Genomic DNA, 16462 nt, shown 5'->3' on the forward strand with positions numbered 1-16462 from the left:
ATGGTGCAGGTCGACCGCGGCGAGCACCTCCGCTCGGGGGAGTGGCTCGAGCTGAACCGCACGTACTGGGAGGAGCGCACCGGCGAGGGTGCGCTCCACCCGGAGCTCGTCACCGCGGCGCTCCTCGACCCCGGGCCGAGGATCCTCCAGCTCGGCTCGGGCGACGGGCTCGACGCGCTCGAGCTCGCCGAGCGCAGCGCCCGCGTGGTGGGCGTCGACTTCTCGATGCCCGCCGTGCGCCGAGCACGCGCCGGCGCCGCGGATAGGGACCTCGCCGGCTCCGCCCGCTTCGTCTGCGCGAACCTCTACGAGCTGCGGCACATGCTGCCGGAGCCCGACTCGTTCGACGTCGTGCTCTGCAGCGCCGGCGTCGTCTCGTGGCTCCCCGACCTGGAGGAGTGGGCGCGGCTGGTGGAGTGGTTCGTCGCCCCCGGCGGCGCGGTGCTCGTCGTCCCGTCGTCGTCCGCTCTCGTCGACGCCGACGTCCGCACCTGGTCGCGCACCTCGTCCGAGCTCGCAGCCGCCCTGACGGCGGTCGGGCTGAGCGTGGACGGGAGCGCCGTGCTGCGCGCCGCCAAGCCCGCCTGAGACCGGAGCCCGCTCCCACCGCCGCGTCGATTTGCACCGGCGCCGGAACGCGTGTAATGTCTCTTCTTGTGCCGCGGGGTGGAGCAGTTCGGTAGCTCGCTGGGCTCATAACCCAGAGGTCGTAGGTTCAAATCCTGCCCCCGCAACAAGAAAGCGAAAGCCGGTCCTGAGAAGGGCCGGCTTTCGTCGTTAACACGGGTCGCGGACGTGCTGCCCGCGGCTGACAGTGCGCGGGCCGAGACCTCAGTCGCCCTCGATCACGCTCAGCACGTTGCCCGCCGGATCGCGGAACCAGCAGATCGTCGGCCCGTGGCCGCGCATCACTCCGTCCGCATCGGTCGGCAGCGACGGGTCGTCGTAGATCGCCGTGGTGACGCCTGCCGCGTGCAGCTCGGCGACCGCCACGTCGACGTCCTCCACCGAGAAGTTCAGGATCGTGAACGACGCCGGCTCGTGGTCCGGCTTCGGGTACGCGATCGCGCGGCCTCCGCCCGGCAGCCGGATGTCGAGGATCCCCATCGCGTTCAGCTCGACCTCGAGCCCGAGCACTCCGCCGTAGAAGGCCCGCGCCGCCTCCACGTCGTCCACGCTGAAGCCGCCGAAGGCCCTCTCGCTCCGGATCATCGCCGTCCTCCGTCCCGCGGCCGCACCATCGCGCCCGCTCCGCTCCGGACGCTACTCCGGTCGCCCGTCCGCGTCACCGTCGGATCCGCGCGGCGCCGCCGCCGACTTCGTGCCGGGCTCGCGCGACCCGCATCCGCGGACCGGCCTCCCGACGCTCCGCGCCGACGCGTGTGCCGGACCGGCCCGCACGTTAGGCTCGACCCCGATGCGAGGGGTGCTGCTGTGAGGGACGAACGCGGGGACGACGGCTCGAACGAGGGGCTCGGCGACCGCCCGACCCGGCGGAGCCCGCGGCAGGCGCCGCACGCGCTGCCCGCGGCACGCGTCGCCACTCCGGTCCTCACGCCCGTCCGCCCCGTGCGGCGCCGCCGGGGCCGTGTCTTCCGCGCGACCGTCAGCACGGTCGCCCTCGCCGCCATCGCGGGCCTCGTGGCGGTCTCCGCGCTCCCCGCCTACTCCTTCGACCCGGCACCCGATTCGCAGGCCGCCGTCGAGGCCGCCGCCCGCGTGCAGGCGCTCGGCAACCAGAAGCTCACCGTCGCGCCGACCGCGGTCCAGGAGCAGGTCATCCGCGACTCCTTCACCGCACCGACCCAGGCCCAGCTCGACGAGGCGGCCGCCCAGGCGCGCGCGCTCGCCGCCGCCGAGCAGGCCGCCCGCGACGCCGAGACCGCCCGCCTCGCCCAGGAGGCGCAGGCCGCGGCAGGCACGACCGGCGCGGACGGTGCCGCCGCGGGCAGCGGCGGCACCAGCACCTCGGTCACGCCCCGCGAGGAGGGCGACGACTACCCCTGGCGCGACCAGCTCACCGACGACCAGGGCGGCGGCCTCTCGCCGCTGCGGTACTACTACCGCGAGTGCGTCGACTTCGTCGCCTGGCGGATCAACCGCGACCAGGGCTCGACGAGCGCACCCTTCAAGTGGACCTGGGGCAACATGACCCCGGGCGGAGGCAGCGCCTACGCGTGGGCCGGCCAGTGGGCCTCCCACGGCTGGGTGACCAGCAGTACGCCCGTCCCCGGCGCGGTCGCCTGGTTCACCGGCAACCACGTCGCCTACGTGCAGGCCGTCAACTCCGACGGCACGGTCTCGCTCGAGGAGTACAACTGGGGCAACGACCACGCGTACCACAAGCGCACCATCCCGGCCTCCCAGGTCGCCCTCTTCCTCTACCCGCCGAGCTGATGACCGGCGCCGTCGGCATGGCCGTGGCGCAGTTCGCCCCCTCGACGGACCGGGAGGCGAACATCGCGACGATCGGGCGCCTGGCCCGGATCGCCGCCGAGCGCGGCGCGAGCCTGGTGGTGCTGCCGGAGTACAGCTCCGCCTTCACCGATCCGCTCGGGCCCGAGCTGGTCGCGGCGGGCGAGGCGCTCGACGGCCCGTTCGTCACGGCTCTCGCGGCCCTCGCGCGCGAGCTCCGGATCCACCTCGTGGCGGGCATGGTCGAGGCGGTGGACGGGCGCCGCATCGCGAACACGCTCGTCGCGCTCGACCCCGAGGGCGCGCTCGTGGCCCGCTACCGCAAGCTGCACCTGTACGACGCCTTCGGCCAGACCGAGTCGGAGTGGGTCGCCGCGGGGGAGATCGCCGCACCCGAGACGTTCGAGGTCGGCGGCCTCGTCGTCGGGCTGCAGACCTGCTACGACCTGCGCTTCCCGGAGGTCAGCCGCTGGCTGGTCGACGCCGGGGTCGACGTCATCGCGGCACCGGCCGAGTGGGTGCGCGGCCCGCTCAAGGAGGCGCACTGGCGGACGCTGGTCACCGCCCGCGCGCTCGAGAACACGGTGTACCTCGTCGCAGCCGACCAGACCCCGCCGATCGGGGTCGGCACGAGCATGATCGTCGATCCGATGGGCGTCGAGACCGTCACCCTCGGCGAGGTCGAGGATGTCGCCGTCGCCTGGGTCTCGCGCGAGCGGATCGACGCGGCGCGCGCGAAGAACCCCGCTCTGGCGCTGCGGCGCTTCCGGGTGCTGCCGCTCTGACCGCCGCCCCCGGCCCGACGGCGCCGGGCATCCGACCGCATCCGCTGAGGCCGGCTCCTCAGCGCTCCATGCGGGCGAGGCCCGCGACCGCGGTCTCCAGCACCCCGAACCGCTTGCAGAAGGCGAAGCGGACGAGCGAGCGGTAGGGAGCGGCGTCCGCGGGGCGGCAGAACGCCGACACGGGCACCGCCACCACTCCCGCGAGATCCGGGAGCGCCCGGCAGAGCGCGACCCCGTCGTCGTAGCCGAGCGGTGCCGCGTCCGCGACGACGAAGTAGCCGCCCGAGGAGGGCGCGACGCCGAAGCCCGCAGCAGCCAGGCCCGCCGACAGCAGGTCCTTCTTGGCCGCAAGAGTCTGCGCCGCGCCGGTGAAGAAGGCGTCCGGGAGCCCGAGCCCGAGGGCGACGGCCCCCTGGAACGGCGAGCCGCTGACGTAGGTGAGGAACTGCTTCACGGCGAGGACGGCCGTGATCAGCTCGCGCGGGCCCGTCACCCAGCCGATCTTCCAGCCCGTGGTGCTGAAGGTCTTGCCCGCCGAGGAGACGGACAGCGTCCGCTCGAAGGCTCCGGGAAGGGAGGCCAGCGGGACGTGCGGGGTGTCGAAGCGCAGGTGCTCGTAGACCTCGTCCGTCAGGATCACGGCGTCGTGCCGCTCGGCGAGCCGCACGATCAGCTCGCGGGTCTCGGCCGGGAGGACGGCACCGGTCGGGTTGTGCGGGTCGTTCACCAGGATGACGCGCGTGCGGTCGCTCACTGCGGCGGTCAGCTCGTCGTGGTCGACCGCGAAGGAGGGGCCGCGCAGGAGCACGGTGCGGTGCACCCCTCCTGCCAGGGCGATCAGGGCTCCGTAGGCGTCGTAGTGGGGCGTGAAGGTGACGACCTCGTCGCCCGGCTCGAGCAGGCCCAGCAGAGCCGCGGCCAGGGCCTCGGTGGCGCCCGTGGTGACGAGGACCTCGCCGTCGGGGTCGAGGGCGATCCCGGAGAAGCGCTGCCGGTGCGCGGCGATCGCCTCGCGCAGAACGGGGAAGCCGGGACCCGGCGGGTACTGGTTGACCCCCGACGCGATGGCGTCGCGCGCGGCGTCGAGGATCTCGCGCGGGCCGTCCTCGTCCGGGAAGCCCTGGCCGAGGTTCACCGCTCCGGTGCGCAGGGCGAGCGCGCTCATCTCGCTGAAGACGGTGGCGGCGACCTCGCCGCCGGGGCCGAGGAGGCCGGCGCCCGCCGCGGCGCGGGACCAGGATCCGGGAATGCTCACGTGCCCAGTGTGCCCGCTCGAGCAGTCCGGCCGGTTTCATTTCCCGCTCGCAGGCCCGTCATAAGAAACCCCCAGGTACGATCGCCAAGCTATCCCCGCTTGGAAGGAGCAGCACCCATGACCGAGAGTCACGAGGGTCCTCGTCAGCCGGAGGAACCCACCACGCCGACGGAGTCCGGCGCCCGAGAGGCGACCGAGCGCACCCCCGGCGAGAGCTCCGGAGCGTCGTCCTCGACCACCGGGCCCACCGAGCCGATCCACCGGGGCGGAGCGCACCGCGAGAGCGAGAACCCGACCGTCCCCTACCCCTCCTCCTCGGCCACCCAGCCGCCGTACACGCCGAACGCGACGGCCGGCAACGAGGCGCAGCCCGTCTCCCAGCCGGCCCGCTACGGGCAGTACGCGCCGCCCGCGGCGAACACCCTGCACGGCTCCGAGGAGCCGCCCTCCTCGAGCCCCTTCGGCCCGGGCGCCGAGTACACCCCCGCCCCCACCGCCACGAAGCGCCGAGCCGGAGTGGGCGTCGTCGCGGCGCTCGCCATCGGCGCGGTCGTGGGCGGAGTCGCGGGAGCCGGCGTGTTCGGCCTCTGGTCCGCCTCCAACGGCGGCGGGACCCGCGTGGTCTCCGCCGGCGGCTCGCAGACGATCACGGTCAACAACGCCGAGGACGCGACGACCGCCACCGCGGTCGCCGCCAAGGCCACTCCGAGCGTCGTCACCATCGCGGTGAGCGGCAGCTCGTCCGCCGGCACCGGCTCCGGCATCGTGCTCTCGAAGGACGGCTACGTCCTGACCAACACCCACGTGGTCACCCTCGACGGCGAGATCGCGAACGGCACCGTCTCGGTCACGACCAGCGACGGCCGGATCTTCGACGCGACCGTCGTCGGCACCGACCCGACCCTCGACCTCGCCGTCATCAAGCTGACCGGCGCGACCGACCTCAGCCCGATGACGTTCGCGGACTCCACCAAGATCAACGTCGGCGACACGGCGGTCGCCATCGGCGCCCCGCTCGGCCTCTCCGGCACCGTGACCGACGGCATCGTCAGCGCGCTCAACCGCAGCATCCAGGTCGCCTCCTCGGCGGCTCCGGACGACTCGGGCGACAGCTCGAGCGGCGGCACCGAGAGCCCGTTCAACTTCGACATCCCGGGCCAGCAGGCGCCGACCCAGGCGAAGAGCACCATCTCGCTGCCCGTCATCCAGACCGACGCGGCGATCAACCCGGGTAACTCCGGCGGCGCGCTGCTCGACAGCGACGGCGAGCTGATCGGCGTGAACGTCGCGATCGCGAGCGCCGGCCAGTCCTCCTCGAGCGGCCAGTCCGGCAACATCGGAGTCGGATTCGCGATCCCCAGCGCGATCGCCGAGCGCATCGCGAAGGAGATCATCGCGAACGGCTCCGCCTCGCACGGCCTGCTCGGCGCGAGCGTCTCCGACTCGACCGCGGACGTCCTCGGCGCCCGCATCGAGGAGGTCTCCGGAGGAGGTGCCGCGCAGGCGGCCGGTCTCGCCAAGGGCGACATCATCACCGCGATCGACAGCACTCCGATCACGAGCGCGTCCGACCTCACCGCGCAGGTCCGCGCGCAGGCCGCGAACGCCGCGGTCGAGCTGACCTACGTCCGCAACGGCCAGAGCTACCAGGCGAAGGCGACGCTCGGCCAGATGGCCGCCGGCTGACCCTCCGCCGCCGCGCACAGCCCCTCGAGGATCCGTTCCCGGGGGGCTGTGCTCCGCCGCCGCGCACAGCCCCTCGAGGATCCGTCCCCGGGGGGCTGTTCCGCGTCCGGGCCCGGCCCGGGGCGCGGCGCTCCCCGCTGGTAGGGTGGTGGATCCCTGCGCCCGCGCTCCTCCCGCACGAACTGGACCCATGCAGCACGAGATCCCGGAAGACGACCTCTCCGACCTGCCCGGCGTCTCCTACGTCATGCCCGTCCTCAACGAGGTCGCCCACGTGCGCGCCGCGGTCGACTCGCTGCTGCACCAGGACTACACCGGCCCCTTCGACGTCGTCCTCGCCGTCGCCCCGAGCATCGACGGCACGGAGCAGCTCGTCGCCGAGCTGAGCGCGGCCGACCCGCGGATCCGCGTCGTGCCGAACGAGGTCGGCTCCACTCCTGCGGGCCTCAACGCCGCGATCCGCGCCTCGCGCCACCCGGTCGTCGTCCGGGTCGACGCGCACTCCGTCCTGCCGCCCGAGTACGCGCGCACGGCGGTCGAGGCGCTGCAGCGCTCCGGAGCGGCGAACGTCGGCGGAGTGATGGCGGCGGAGGGCCTCACCCCGTTCCAGCGCGCGGTCGCCCGGGCCTACGGCTCCCGCATCGGGCTGGGCGGCACGCCCCACCACGTGGGAGGCGAGGAGGGCCCGGCCGACACGGTGTACCTCGGCGTCTTCCGCCGCTCCGCCCTCGAGCGCGCCGGCCTGTTCGACGAGCGCTTCAAGCGCGGGCAGGACTGGGAGCTGAACCGGCGGCTGCGCGAGCGCGGCGAGGTCGTCTGGTTCACTCCGCGCCTCACCGTCACCTACCGGCCGCGGCCCTCGATGCGCGCGCTGCTCCGGCAGTTCCTCTCGACCGGGATGTGGCGCGGCGAGCTCACCCGGATGTTCCCGGCCTCGCGGTCGCTGCGCTACTTCGCTCCGCCCGTGCTCGTCGCGATGCTCGCGATCGGGCTGCTCGTCGGGCTGGCGGGAGTCGTCCAGGCGCTCGCCGGAGCCGCGCCCTGGCTCCTGCTCGGGTTCGCGGTGCCCGCCGCCTACCTCCTCCTGGTGGCGGCGGCCACTCTCGTGGTCGCGCGGCCGGACGGCGCGCGTGCGATGCTGTGGTTCGCCGTGGTCATCCCGGCGGTCCACGTGGCCTGGGGGACCGGCTTCGTGCTCGGCTTCGCCGGGCTGACCAGCAACATCTCCGCCCACCGCCACCAGCCGCGGTCCGACTCGCCGAGGGGCGCATGACCACGACGACGAGACCCCGCTCCATCGCCGAGCTGCGCGCCGTCGCGCAGCCCCCGGAGGTGCGCGGGCGCCGCAACGCCGAGCACTGGACGGCGTCGCTCTACCTGCGCCGCTTCTCGCCCTACCTGACCTGGCTGCTGCTGAAGACCTCGATCTCGGCGAACGGCGTCACCGGGCTGATGATCCTGGTCGGCTGGAGCGCGGCGGCAGCCCTCCTGATCCCGGGGATCGCCGGAGCGGCGCTGGCGCTGCTCCTCGGCCAGCTGCAGATGCTGGTGGACTGCTGCGACGGCGAGGTCGCGCGCTGGCGCCGCACGTCCTCGCCGGCGGGCGTGTTACTCGACAAGGTCGGGCACTACACGACCGAGGCGCTGATCCCGATCGCGCTCGGGCTGCGGGCGGCGGGCGTCCCGTTCGAGGCGCCGGCGGACTTCCTCTGGACCACGATCGGCTTCGCCCTGGCCCTGGTGATCGTCCTCAACAAGGCGCTCAACGACATGGTGCACGTGGCGCGCGCGAACGCCGGTCTCACGAAGCTGGCCGACACGAAGGGTGAGGCTGTGCCGTCCTCGTCCGGGCTGGCGGGGCTTCGCCGCGCGGCCCGCTTCCTGCCCTTCCACCGCCTCTACCACTCCGTCGAGCTGACGATGCTGGCCTTCGCGACCGCCCTCGTGGGCCTCGTCGTCGGAGCGGGCACGGCCGACCGGGTCCTCGTCGGGGCGCTGCTGCCGCTCGCCCTCCTCGCCCTGGTCGGCCACTTCGTCGCGATCATGGCGTCCAAGCGTGTCCGCTCCTGAGCCGCGGGTCGGCGTCGTCGTCCTGACGCAGGGGACTCGGCCCGACGACCTCGCCGCGGGGCTGGCCGGCGTCCTCGCGCAGGAGGGCGTCGAGCTGGACGTCGTCTGCGTCGGCAACGGCTGGGAGCCGGACGGCCTGCCCGAGGGAGTGCGCGCCCTGGCGCTCCCCGAGAACCTCGGCATCCCGGCGGGCCGGAACGCCGGAGTCGACGCCGTCGCGGGGGAGTACCTCTTCTTCCTCGACGACGACGCCCGGATCCCGTCCCCCCGCTTCCTCGTCGACGCGGTCGCGCTGCTCGCCTCGAACCGCCGCATCGGCCTGGTGCAGCCCCGCGTCGACAGCACGGACGGCACGCCGAGCCCGCGGCGCTGGATCCCGCGGATCCTCAAGGGCGACCCCCGCCGCTCCGGCCCCGTCTTCTCGGTCTGGGAGGGAGCGGTCGTGCTGCGGCGCGACGTGTTCGCCCGGACGGGCGGCTGGGCGGCTCCGTTCTTCTACGCCCACGAGGGCATCGAGCTGGCCTGGCGGGTCTGGGACACGGGTCGCACCGCCTGGTACGCGGGAGAGCTCGTCGCCCAGCACCCGGTCATCCAGCCGACCCGTCACGCCGACTACTACCGGCTGAACGCGCGCAACCGCGTCTGGCTCGCCCGCCGCAATCTCGCCGCACCTCTGGCGCTCGTCTACGTGGGGTCCTGGACCGCGATCCAGTGCCTCCGCTGGCGGCGCGACCCGGCCGCCCTGCGCGCCTGGTTCGCCGGCTGGCGGGAGGGATGGCGCTCGGATCCGGGCGGCCGGCGCGTCCTCTCGGCCCGCACGGTGCTCCGGATGGCGTTCGCCGGGCGTCCGCCGATCGTCTAGCATCGGGGAATCCGCCCCCGCCGGGGCCCCCGAAAGGACGACGGTGTTCGATTCGACCCAGCTCTCCCAGCCCGAGCGCGCCGAGGCGGAGGCGACCCCTGCCGGACCGGACCTCCTCACGACGGTCCGCGAGCGCCTCGGCGCCGTCGACGACGAGTTCTCCGGCCGCCTCGACGAGCACCTCCCGCGCCTGGTCGATCTGCTCGCCACGGTGTACGCCGGCCGCGACGACCTCGAGGACCAGCTGGTCGCGATCGTCGAGCTCGCCGCCGCCTCCTGGGAGGAGCGGCCCGAGGAGCTCCGCGCGCTCGACCGCGCCCGCGAGCAGCACCCGACCTGGTTCCTCTCGAACAAGGCTCTGGGCGGGGTCTGCTACGTCGACCGCTACGCGGGCGACCTCGAGGGGCTGCGCGCCGAGATCCCGTACCTCCGCGAGATCGGCCTGAACTACCTGCACCTGATGCCGCTCTTCGATGCGCCCGAGGGCGAGTCGGACGGGGGCTACGCGGTCTCGAGCTACCGGCGCGTGCGGCCGGACCTCGGCGACATGGAGCAGCTCCGCGGGCTGGCCTCCGAGCTGCGCGAGCAGGGCATCGCACTCGTGGTCGACTTCGTCTTCAACCACACCTCGAACGAGCACGAGTGGGCGCAGCGCGCGCTCGCCGGCGAGCAGCGCTTCGAGGACTACTACTGGATCTACCCGGACCGGGAGCAGCCCGACGCCTTCGAGCGCACGACGCGCGAGATCTTCCCGGACGACCATCCCGGCTCCTTCGTGCAGCTGGAGGACGGGCGCTGGGTCTGGGCCACGTTCCACCGCTACCAGTGGGACCTCAACTACTCCAACCCCGAGGTGTTCCGGGCGATGGCGGGAGAGATGCTCTTCCTCGCCAATCAGGGCGTCGACGCACTGAGGATGGACGCGGTCGCGTTCATCTGGAAGGAGCTCGGCACCACCTGCGAGTCGCAGCCGCAGGCGCACCTGCTGCTGCGCGCGTTCAACGAGGTCTGCCGCCTGGCCGCTCCGGCGCTGCTGTTCAAGTCCGAGGCGATCGTGCACCCCGACGAGGTGATCGAGTACATCGACGTCGAGGAGTGCCAGCTCTCGTACAACCCGCTGCAGATGGCGCTCACCTGGGAGGCGCTCGCCACCCGCGACGTCCGTCTCCTCTCGCAGGCCCTCGAGCGCCGGCACGCCCTCCCCGAGGGCACGGCCTGGGTCAACTACGTGCGCGGGCACGACGACATCGGCTGGACCTTCGCCGACGAGGACGCCGCCGAGCTCGGGATCGACGCGGCCGGCCACCGCCGCTTCCTCAACGACTTCTACACGGACCGGTTCGACGGCACGTTCGCCCGCGGAGTGCCGTTCCAGGAGAATCCGCGCACCGGCGACCGCCGCGTCTCGGGCACCACCGCGTCCCTCGCCGGAGTGGAGGCGGGCGACGCCTACGGGATCGACCGCGTGCTGCTCGCGCACTCGATCGCCCTGAGCACCGGCGGGCTGCCGCTGCTCTACCTCGGCGATGAGGTCGGCCAGCTCAACGACCACGGCTACCTCGACGACCCGACGACGGCCGGCGACTCGCGCTGGGTGAACCGGCCGCGCCGCCCCGCGGAGCGCTACGACGAGCGCGAGGTCCCGGGGACGGCCGCGAGCGAGGTCTTCGGCGGGCTGCTGCACCTCATCGCCGTGCGCAAGGCCGTTGCGATGTTCGCGGGCACCGAGCTGAGCATCTTCGACCCGGTCAACGACCACGTGCTCGGCTACCAGCGCCCCGGCGACGGGGAGTCGGTGCTCGTGCTCGCGAACGTGTCGGACGAGGTCCAGGAGGTCGCGGCCGAGCGGTTCGTCGGGTTCGCCGCGGAGGCGGTCGACCTGGTCACCGAGATCGTGGTCGACCTGCGCGAGGGCTTCCGTCTCGCTCCGCTGCAGTTCGTCTGGCTGAGGGTGACCCCGGCCTGATCGGCCCGCGCGACGCCCCCGGCGCGGGGGCCGTCGCCGGTACCCTGGGGCGGATGACTCCCGCTCCCCGTGCCCTGATCGCCCGCCTCCGCACCGACGCGCGACTCGCGCGTAAGGTGGGCGGCGAGCTGCTCGCGGCTCGCCGGGCCCGCCACGCGGTGACCCGGCTGCTCGCGGAGCGCGGGCCGCTGCCCGAGGGCCGGTTCGAGATCGGCGTCTACTTCGCCGACGGCGACATCAACCTGTACCAGCTGCGGCAGTGGTACCGGCCGCTGGCCGAGCTGGCGGAGACGCACCCGGTCGTGCTGCTCAGCCGCAACGCCGGCGCCGCGGAGGTGCTGCTGCGCGAGAGCCCGGTCCCCGTCGCCTACGTCCGCTCCGTCGCCGACCTCGAGAGCACCATCGCGAGCCAGCCGCTGCGGATCGTGCTCTACGTCAACCAGAACGCCCGCAACTTCCAGATGATGCGCTACGGGCGCCGCTGGCACGTCTTCGTCAACCACGGCGAGAGCGACAAGATGTACATGACGACGAACCAGTTCAAGGCGTACGACTACAGCATGATCGCCGGGGACGCCGCCCTGGCCCGGCTGCGCCGCGTGCTCTGGGACTACGACTTCGACAGGCGCGCCCTCGCCATCGGCCGTCCTCAGGCGGACCACTTCGCCGGCGCCGTGCCGTTCACGCCCGACGAGCGCCGCGTGGTGCTCTACGCGCCGACCTGGGAGGGCGACCGCCCCGCCGCGGGCTACGGCTCGATCCGGAGCCACGGCACGGCCCTCGTGCGCGGGCTCCTGGCCGACCCGCGGTTCCGGCTCGTCTACCGCCCGCATCCCCGCAGCGGCGCGGTCGACTCCGACTACGCCGCGGCCGACCGGGCGATCGTCGCGATGATCGCCGCCGCCAACGCGGCCGATCCGCGCGCCGGTCACGTGCACGACACCGGTGCCGAGCTCGGCTGGCAGCTCGCCGCCGCCGACCTCGCGATCCTCGACGTGTCGGCGATGGTCTACGACCGGCTGGCCACGGGGCGCCCGCTGCTGGTCACCCGGCCCGTCAGCGCCGAGGCCGAGGTCGACGAGAGCGGCTACCTCGGCGACGCGGAGTGGCTGCACGCCGAGGACGCCTCCGCGATCATCGCGCGGATCGACAGCGCCGAGCACGATCCGGAGTCGGTCGAGCGGCTGGAGCGCTGGGTGCACCGCTACTTCGGCGACACGTCGCCCGGAGCGGCCACGCGGCGCTTCCACGAGGCGATCGAGCACCTGCTCACCGAGTGGGAGCGGCACGCCGCTCTGCACCGGGGCGACGGCGCGGTCGACGACCACGATCCGGAGGGCTGAGCGGGCGGGAGCACCGCTCGAACGGCCGCGTCAAGGGTGGGCCGGTCGCCGGGCGGCCTCCCGGCGCCCCGCTACGCTCGTCCCATGATGACCCCGCGCGCCTTCGCCCGCTCCCGCCGGCGCCGGTCGGCACCCGCCCAGCCCGCGGTCGAGCCGGACATCGTGGTCTCCGCCGACCCGGAGAAGCCGGTCTTCACGATCCGCTCCTTCCGCATCGGCCTGTTCGGCGCGCTCGGCGTGCTGGTGGCGCTCGTCCTGGGCGGCCTCGTCGTGCAGCTGGGCACGGTGCTGACCTACATCTTCGTGGCGCTGTTCTTCGCGCTCGGCCTCGATCCGCTGGTCTCCTGGCTCGAGAGCAAGCGCCTGCCGAGGCCGCTCGCGATCACGGCGGTCTTCGCCGCGGTGGTGCTGATCTTCGCCGGCCTGCTGGTCTACATCATCCCGATCCTGGTCGAGCAGCTGACGATGTTCGTCACGAGCGCCCCGCAGATCGTCACCGACATCGCCTCGCAGCAGTGGGTGCTCGACCTCGAGCAGCAGCTGCGCGGCGTGATCGACATCGACGAGCTGATCGAGAGCGTCCAGAGCTTCATCGGCAACCCCAACAACCTGCTCTCGCTCGGCGGCGGACTGATCGCGGTCGGGACCGGGATCGCCAGCGGCGTGACCGGCGCCGTCATCGTGCTGATCCTGACGCTGTACTTCCTCGCGTCGCTGCGCTCGATGAAGGCCGTCGCCTACCGCTTCGCCCCCGCCTCGCACCGCGCGAAGGCGCACGAGGTCGGCGACGAGATCACCGGCGCCGTGGGCCGCTACGTGGTCGGCCAGGTCTCGCTCGCCGGCGTGAACGGCGTGCTCACGTTCATCCTGCTGCTCTCGATCGGCGCCCCGGTGCCGGCGCTGCTGGCCTGCGTCGCGTTCCTCGGCTCCCTGATCCCGCTGGTCGGCACGCTCTCGGGCGCCGTGATCATCTCGCTCGCCTGCCTCCTGGCCTCGCCGCTGACCGCGCTGGTCGCTGCGATCTACTACCTCGTCTACATGCAGGTCGAGGCGTACCTCCTCAGCCCCCGCATCATGAACAAGGCCGTCTCGGTCCCCGGTGCGGTCGTCGTGATCGCGGCGGTGGCGGGCGGCACCATCGCGGGCGTGCTCGGCGCCCTGGTCGCGATCCCGGTCGCGGCCTCGGTGATCATCGTCGTGCAGAAGGTCGTCTTCCCCCGTCAGGACGCCAAGTAGCGGACCGCACCGCGACGGCCGGTCCGCTCAGCGCCAGGGCGGCACCGCGCCGTCGACCGCAGCGCTGAAGCGGCGGACCGACTCCGGGACCGCGACGCCCTCCTCCGCCGGCACCGGCGCGAGCGTGCGGGTGACCAGCGGCACGACGCCCGCCCAGACCCCGGCCTCCGGCTCGTCGCCGGCTCCGTGCGCGCGCACCTTCAGGCTCGCCTCGGCCAGGGGGAGGCGCAGCACCAGCGTGGCCGCGATCTCGCGGGCGGAGCTCGCTCGCACCTCCTCGTCGCGCCCCGGGAGGAGGCGTGCCACCAGCAGATCGAGGGCCCGCGCCTTCTCCTCGCCCTCCAGCGCCTCGGCCCGGCCGATCACCATCGCCGAGCGGTAGTTCATCGAGCTGTCGAAGGTGGAGCGGGCGACGACCAGTCCGTTGACCAGCGTGACCGAGGCGGTGAGGAGCGAGTGCCGCGCCGCCTCCCGCAGCAGTCCTCCGCCGCTCGACCCGTGCAGCAGGAGGGAGTCGCCGTCGCGGGCGAAGAGGATCGGCAGCACGATCGCGGCGCCGTCCCGCACGACGGCGACGTGGGCGACGAGCGCCTCGTCGAGCAGGGCGTGCAGCTCGGCGGGATCGGTGCGCTGGCGGTCGCGGAGACGGGAGACGCGGGTGCGGTCGGTGACGGGGAGGCTGTCCATGTCGGAATCGTCCCGCGCCGACTGGATCTGCCAGGATGCCACTGGGCCGCGATCGGAGTGGTCCAGAGCGGAGCGGTCGATGGCGTCGGGCGATCTGGAGATCCCGCTCCTCCTCGGGCCGTCGCCGCGCGGCTCGGTCCGCGCCGGGCTCGCCGAGGCGCTGCGCCAGGCGGTGCTGGACGGGCGCTACCGGGCGGGCGATCCGATCCCGTCGAGCCGCGTGCTCGCCGAGCGGCTCGGCGTCTCGCGGGGCTCCGTTGTCGCCGCGGTGGATCAGCTGGTGGGGGAGGGCTACCTCGTCGCCCACCCGCGCGCAGCGGTGACGGTCGCCTCCGACGGACTGCTGGCGCCGGCGCCGCAGGAGCCGCGGCCGGAGTCCCGGGAGACCGTCGTCCCGCCCGCCGCGGCGGACCTGAGGCCGGGCCGGCCGGACACCCGCGCCCTCGACACCCCGGAGTGGCGGGCCGCCTGGCGCCTGGCGCTCGCCTCGCCGCCCTCGGCGCCTCCTCGGGGTTCCGGGGACCCGGCCCTGCGGGAGCAGATCGCCGAGCAGCTGCGCCGGTCCCGCGGCGTCGACGTGCAGGCGTCGGACGTGGTGGTGACCAGCGGCACCGCGGGCGCCGTCGCGTTCCTGGCCCGCGCCGCCTCGGCCTCGCTCGGACGCGAGGTGCGCGTCGCCGTCGAGGACCCCGGCTACCCGGCCGTCCGGCGCCGCCTGCGCGCCGACGGGCACGAGGTCGTCGGCGTCCCGGTGCGCGGCGACGGCATCGACCTCGACGCTCTCGCGAGCTCCGGCGCGGACGTGGTCGTCGTGACTCCGTCGCACCAGTACCCGACCGGAGGCAGGCTCGCCCTCGCCGAGCGCCTGGAGCTGGTGCGCCGCGCGTCGGCCGGCCCCCTGCTCGTGGTGGAGGACGACTACGACAGCGAGTTCCGCTACGTCGGCGCCCCGCTGCCCGCGCTCGCCTCGCTCGACTCCGGCGGCGGAGTCGCCCATGTCGGGTCGTTCTCGAAGACCGTCTCGCCGTGGCTCCGCATCGCCTACCTGGCCGTTCCGCCGGCGTCCTGGCTCCGCGGGGCGCTGGCCGGCCTCGACGACGAGAAGGACGCCTCCGCCTCGGGTCCGACGCAGGCGGCGCTCGCGCAGTTCATGGCGAGCGGGGCGTTCCGGAGGCATCTCACGCGCTCGAGACGGCGCTACGCCCACCGCCGTGAGCTGGTCCACGCCTTCGGGGAGTCGGTGCCGTGGGGGCGCGCGAGCGGACTCGACGGGGGTCTGCACGTCGTCCTCTCCCTGCCCGCGCCTCTGGACGCGCACGCCGTCGCGGCCGCGCTGCTCCGGGAGGGACTGCTCGTCGCCACTCTGCACGAGTACGCCCTGTCGGGACGGGCTGCGACCGAGGCGCTGGTCCTCGGCTACGGCCATGTCGGCGACCTCGAGCTCGCTGCGGCGCTGGACCTCGTCGACCGGACCGTCCGCGCGCTCGCCGCCGGGGCCGTCCGTGGTATCCCTGGAGGATGACCCGCGACTCCGCCCTGCACATCACCGACGATCCCGACGCCGACGCGCTGCTCAGCCGCGACCCGCTGGCCCTGCTGATCGGGATGCTCCTCGACCAGCAGGTCGCGATGGAGACGGCCTTCTCCGGGCCCCGCAAGATCGAGGAGCGCCTCGAGGCGGAGGGCGCCTCCTTCGACGCCGCGTCGATCGCGGGCTTCGACGAGGACGCGTTCTCGGAGCTCTGCCGGACTCCGCCCGCGATCCACCGCTACCCGGCGAGCATGGCGGGGCGCGTGCAGGTCCTCTGCCGCGCTCTGGTCGACGACTGGGACGGCGACGCCGCGGCGGTCTGGACGCGCGACGAGCCCGACGGCCGCACGGTCCTCGCGCGTCTGAAGGCGCTGCCCGGCTTCGGCGAGCAGAAGGCGCGGATCTTCCTCGCCCTGCTCGGCAAGCAGCGCGGATTCTCGGGGGAGGGCTGGCGCTCGGCCGCGGGCGCCTACGGAGAGGAGGGCGCCTTCCGCTCGGTCGCGGACATCGTCTCTCCGGAGTCGCTGACGAAGGTCCGCGCCACCAAGCAGGCCGCGAAGGCCGCCGCCAAGGCGGAGAAGTAGGGCCGGGGGCGGCGGCCGGATGGATCGAGCGCTCGACGACGG

The 16462-nt window shown here is 73.7% G+C and carries 15 protein-coding genes and 1 tRNA gene; 13 read left to right on the plus strand and 3 right to left on the minus strand.

The window, feature by feature from the left end:
- Positions 1–588 carry a class I SAM-dependent methyltransferase gene (locus C5C57_RS05950; RefSeq protein WP_104247826.1) on the plus strand — a complete coding sequence of 196 codons (588 nt, stop codon included), beginning with the start codon at positions 1–3 and terminating at the stop codon, positions 586–588.
- A 72-nt stretch (positions 589–660) separates the two neighbouring features.
- Positions 661–734, plus strand: a tRNA-Met gene (locus C5C57_RS05955).
- Positions 735–831: 97 nt separating this feature from the next.
- Here the strand turns inward: C5C57_RS05955 and C5C57_RS05960 are convergent.
- A complete protein-coding gene (locus C5C57_RS05960) occupies positions 832–1212 on the minus strand; it encodes a VOC family protein (RefSeq protein WP_104224832.1) in 381 nt (126 codons plus the stop codon).
- Between the two features lie 222 nt (positions 1213–1434).
- Between C5C57_RS05960 and C5C57_RS05965 the strand changes: the two genes are divergently transcribed.
- Both C5C57_RS05965 and C5C57_RS05970 read left to right on the plus strand, forming a co-directional pair.
- A complete protein-coding gene (locus tag C5C57_RS05965) occupies positions 1435–2397 on the plus strand; it encodes a CHAP domain-containing protein (protein ID WP_104262670.1) in 963 nt (320 codons plus the stop codon).
- A complete protein-coding gene (locus C5C57_RS05970) occupies positions 2397–3200 on the plus strand; it encodes a carbon-nitrogen hydrolase family protein (protein ID WP_104247828.1) in 804 nt (267 codons plus the stop codon). Before C5C57_RS05965 ends, C5C57_RS05970 begins: the two co-directional genes overlap by 1 nt.
- 58 nt (positions 3201–3258) lie before the next feature.
- Here the strand turns inward: C5C57_RS05970 and C5C57_RS05975 are convergent, their stop codons facing one another.
- The gene (locus tag C5C57_RS05975) at positions 3259–4455 is read right to left on the minus strand and encodes an aminotransferase class I/II-fold pyridoxal phosphate-dependent enzyme (protein ID WP_104297434.1); all 1197 of its coding nucleotides are present in this window, start codon (positions 4453–4455) and stop codon (positions 3259–3261) included.
- 117 nt (positions 4456–4572) lie between these two features.
- On the opposite strand from C5C57_RS05975, the gene C5C57_RS05980 reads away from it, so the two are divergent.
- From C5C57_RS05980 to C5C57_RS06010, 7 genes are all read left to right on the plus strand, one after another.
- The gene (locus tag C5C57_RS05980) at positions 4573–6141 is read left to right on the plus strand and encodes a S1C family serine protease (RefSeq protein ID WP_104247830.1); all 1569 of its coding nucleotides are present in this window, start codon (positions 4573–4575) and stop codon (positions 6139–6141) included.
- 190 nt (positions 6142–6331) lie between these two features.
- Positions 6332–7414, plus strand: a complete 1083-nt coding sequence (locus tag C5C57_RS05985) for a glycosyltransferase family 2 protein (protein ID WP_181027226.1) — start codon at positions 6332–6334, stop codon at positions 7412–7414.
- Complete coding sequence (locus C5C57_RS05990) at positions 7411–8211, plus strand: CDP-alcohol phosphatidyltransferase family protein (RefSeq protein ID WP_104297435.1); 801 nt, start codon at positions 7411–7413, stop codon at positions 8209–8211. The genes C5C57_RS05985 and C5C57_RS05990 overlap by 4 nt, the downstream gene beginning before the upstream one ends.
- Positions 8198–9073, plus strand: coding sequence for a glycosyltransferase family 2 protein (locus C5C57_RS05995; RefSeq protein WP_104223578.1), 876 nt, complete (start codon positions 8198–8200; stop codon positions 9071–9073). Before C5C57_RS05990 ends, C5C57_RS05995 begins: the two co-directional genes overlap by 14 nt.
- Before the next feature lie 43 nt (positions 9074–9116).
- Positions 9117–11039, plus strand: a complete 1923-nt coding sequence (locus tag C5C57_RS06000) for an amylosucrase (RefSeq protein WP_104247831.1) — start codon at positions 9117–9119, stop codon at positions 11037–11039.
- Positions 11040–11092: 53 nt separating this feature from the next.
- The gene (locus C5C57_RS06005; protein WP_244229610.1) at positions 11093–12382 is read left to right on the plus strand and encodes a hypothetical protein; all 1290 of its coding nucleotides are present in this window, start codon (positions 11093–11095) and stop codon (positions 12380–12382) included.
- An 84-nt stretch (positions 12383–12466) separates the two neighbouring features.
- The gene (locus tag C5C57_RS06010; protein ID WP_244229611.1) at positions 12467–13618 is read left to right on the plus strand and encodes an AI-2E family transporter; all 1152 of its coding nucleotides are present in this window, start codon (positions 12467–12469) and stop codon (positions 13616–13618) included.
- A gap of 27 nt (positions 13619–13645) precedes the next feature.
- On the opposite strand, the gene C5C57_RS06015 is transcribed toward C5C57_RS06010, so the two are convergent.
- Positions 13646–14305: a pyridoxamine 5'-phosphate oxidase family protein gene (locus C5C57_RS06015; protein ID WP_104247832.1), complete on the minus strand. Its 660-nt coding sequence runs from the start codon at positions 14303–14305 to the stop codon at positions 13646–13648.
- A 79-nt stretch (positions 14306–14384) separates the two neighbouring features.
- Here C5C57_RS06015 and C5C57_RS06020 point away from each other — a divergent pair, with 79 nt between their 5' ends.
- Positions 14385–15827 carry a PLP-dependent aminotransferase family protein gene (locus tag C5C57_RS06020; RefSeq protein ID WP_181027227.1) on the plus strand — a complete coding sequence of 481 codons (1443 nt, stop codon included), beginning with the start codon at positions 14385–14387 and terminating at the stop codon, positions 15825–15827.
- On the plus strand, positions 15824–16420 hold the full coding sequence (locus tag C5C57_RS06025; protein WP_104223574.1) for an HhH-GPD-type base excision DNA repair protein: 597 nt from the start codon (positions 15824–15826) through the stop codon (positions 16418–16420). The genes C5C57_RS06020 and C5C57_RS06025 overlap by 4 nt, the downstream gene beginning before the upstream one ends.
- Positions 16421–16462: the final 42 nt, after the last annotated feature.

Origin of the sequence: Rathayibacter sp. AY1C5 (assembly GCF_002931705.1) — a bacterium.
GTDB lineage: Bacteria > Actinomycetota > Actinomycetes > Actinomycetales > Microbacteriaceae > Rathayibacter.

Excerpts from the sequence above, each read along its gene's own strand:
- C5C57_RS06005 (WP_244229610.1), top strand. The coding sequence starts at position 11,093 with ATGACTCCCGCTCCCCGTGCCCTGATCGCCCGCCTCCGCACCGACGCG.
- C5C57_RS06025 (WP_104223574.1), top strand. The coding sequence starts at position 15,824 with ATGACCCGCGACTCCGCCCTGCACATCACCGACGATCCCGACGCCGAC.
- C5C57_RS05970 (WP_104247828.1), top strand. The coding sequence starts at position 2,397 with ATGACCGGCGCCGTCGGCATGGCCGTGGCGCAGTTCGCCCCCTCGACG.
- C5C57_RS06010 (WP_244229611.1), top strand. The coding sequence starts at position 12,467 with ATGATGACCCCGCGCGCCTTCGCCCGCTCCCGCCGGCGCCGGTCGGCA.
- C5C57_RS05980 (WP_104247830.1), top strand. The coding sequence starts at position 4,573 with ATGACCGAGAGTCACGAGGGTCCTCGTCAGCCGGAGGAACCCACCACG.
- C5C57_RS05985 (WP_181027226.1), top strand. The coding sequence starts at position 6,332 with ATGCAGCACGAGATCCCGGAAGACGACCTCTCCGACCTGCCCGGCGTC.
- C5C57_RS06020 (WP_181027227.1), top strand. The coding sequence starts at position 14,385 with ATGGCGTCGGGCGATCTGGAGATCCCGCTCCTCCTCGGGCCGTCGCCG.
- C5C57_RS05960 (WP_104224832.1), bottom strand. The coding sequence starts at position 1,212 with ATGATCCGGAGCGAGAGGGCCTTCGGCGGCTTCAGCGTGGACGACGTG.
- C5C57_RS06015 (WP_104247832.1), bottom strand. The coding sequence starts at position 14,305 with ATGGACAGCCTCCCCGTCACCGACCGCACCCGCGTCTCCCGTCTCCGC.
- C5C57_RS05950 (WP_104247826.1), top strand. The coding sequence starts at position 1 with ATGGTGCAGGTCGACCGCGGCGAGCACCTCCGCTCGGGGGAGTGGCTC.
- C5C57_RS05990 (WP_104297435.1), top strand. The coding sequence starts at position 7,411 with ATGACCACGACGACGAGACCCCGCTCCATCGCCGAGCTGCGCGCCGTC.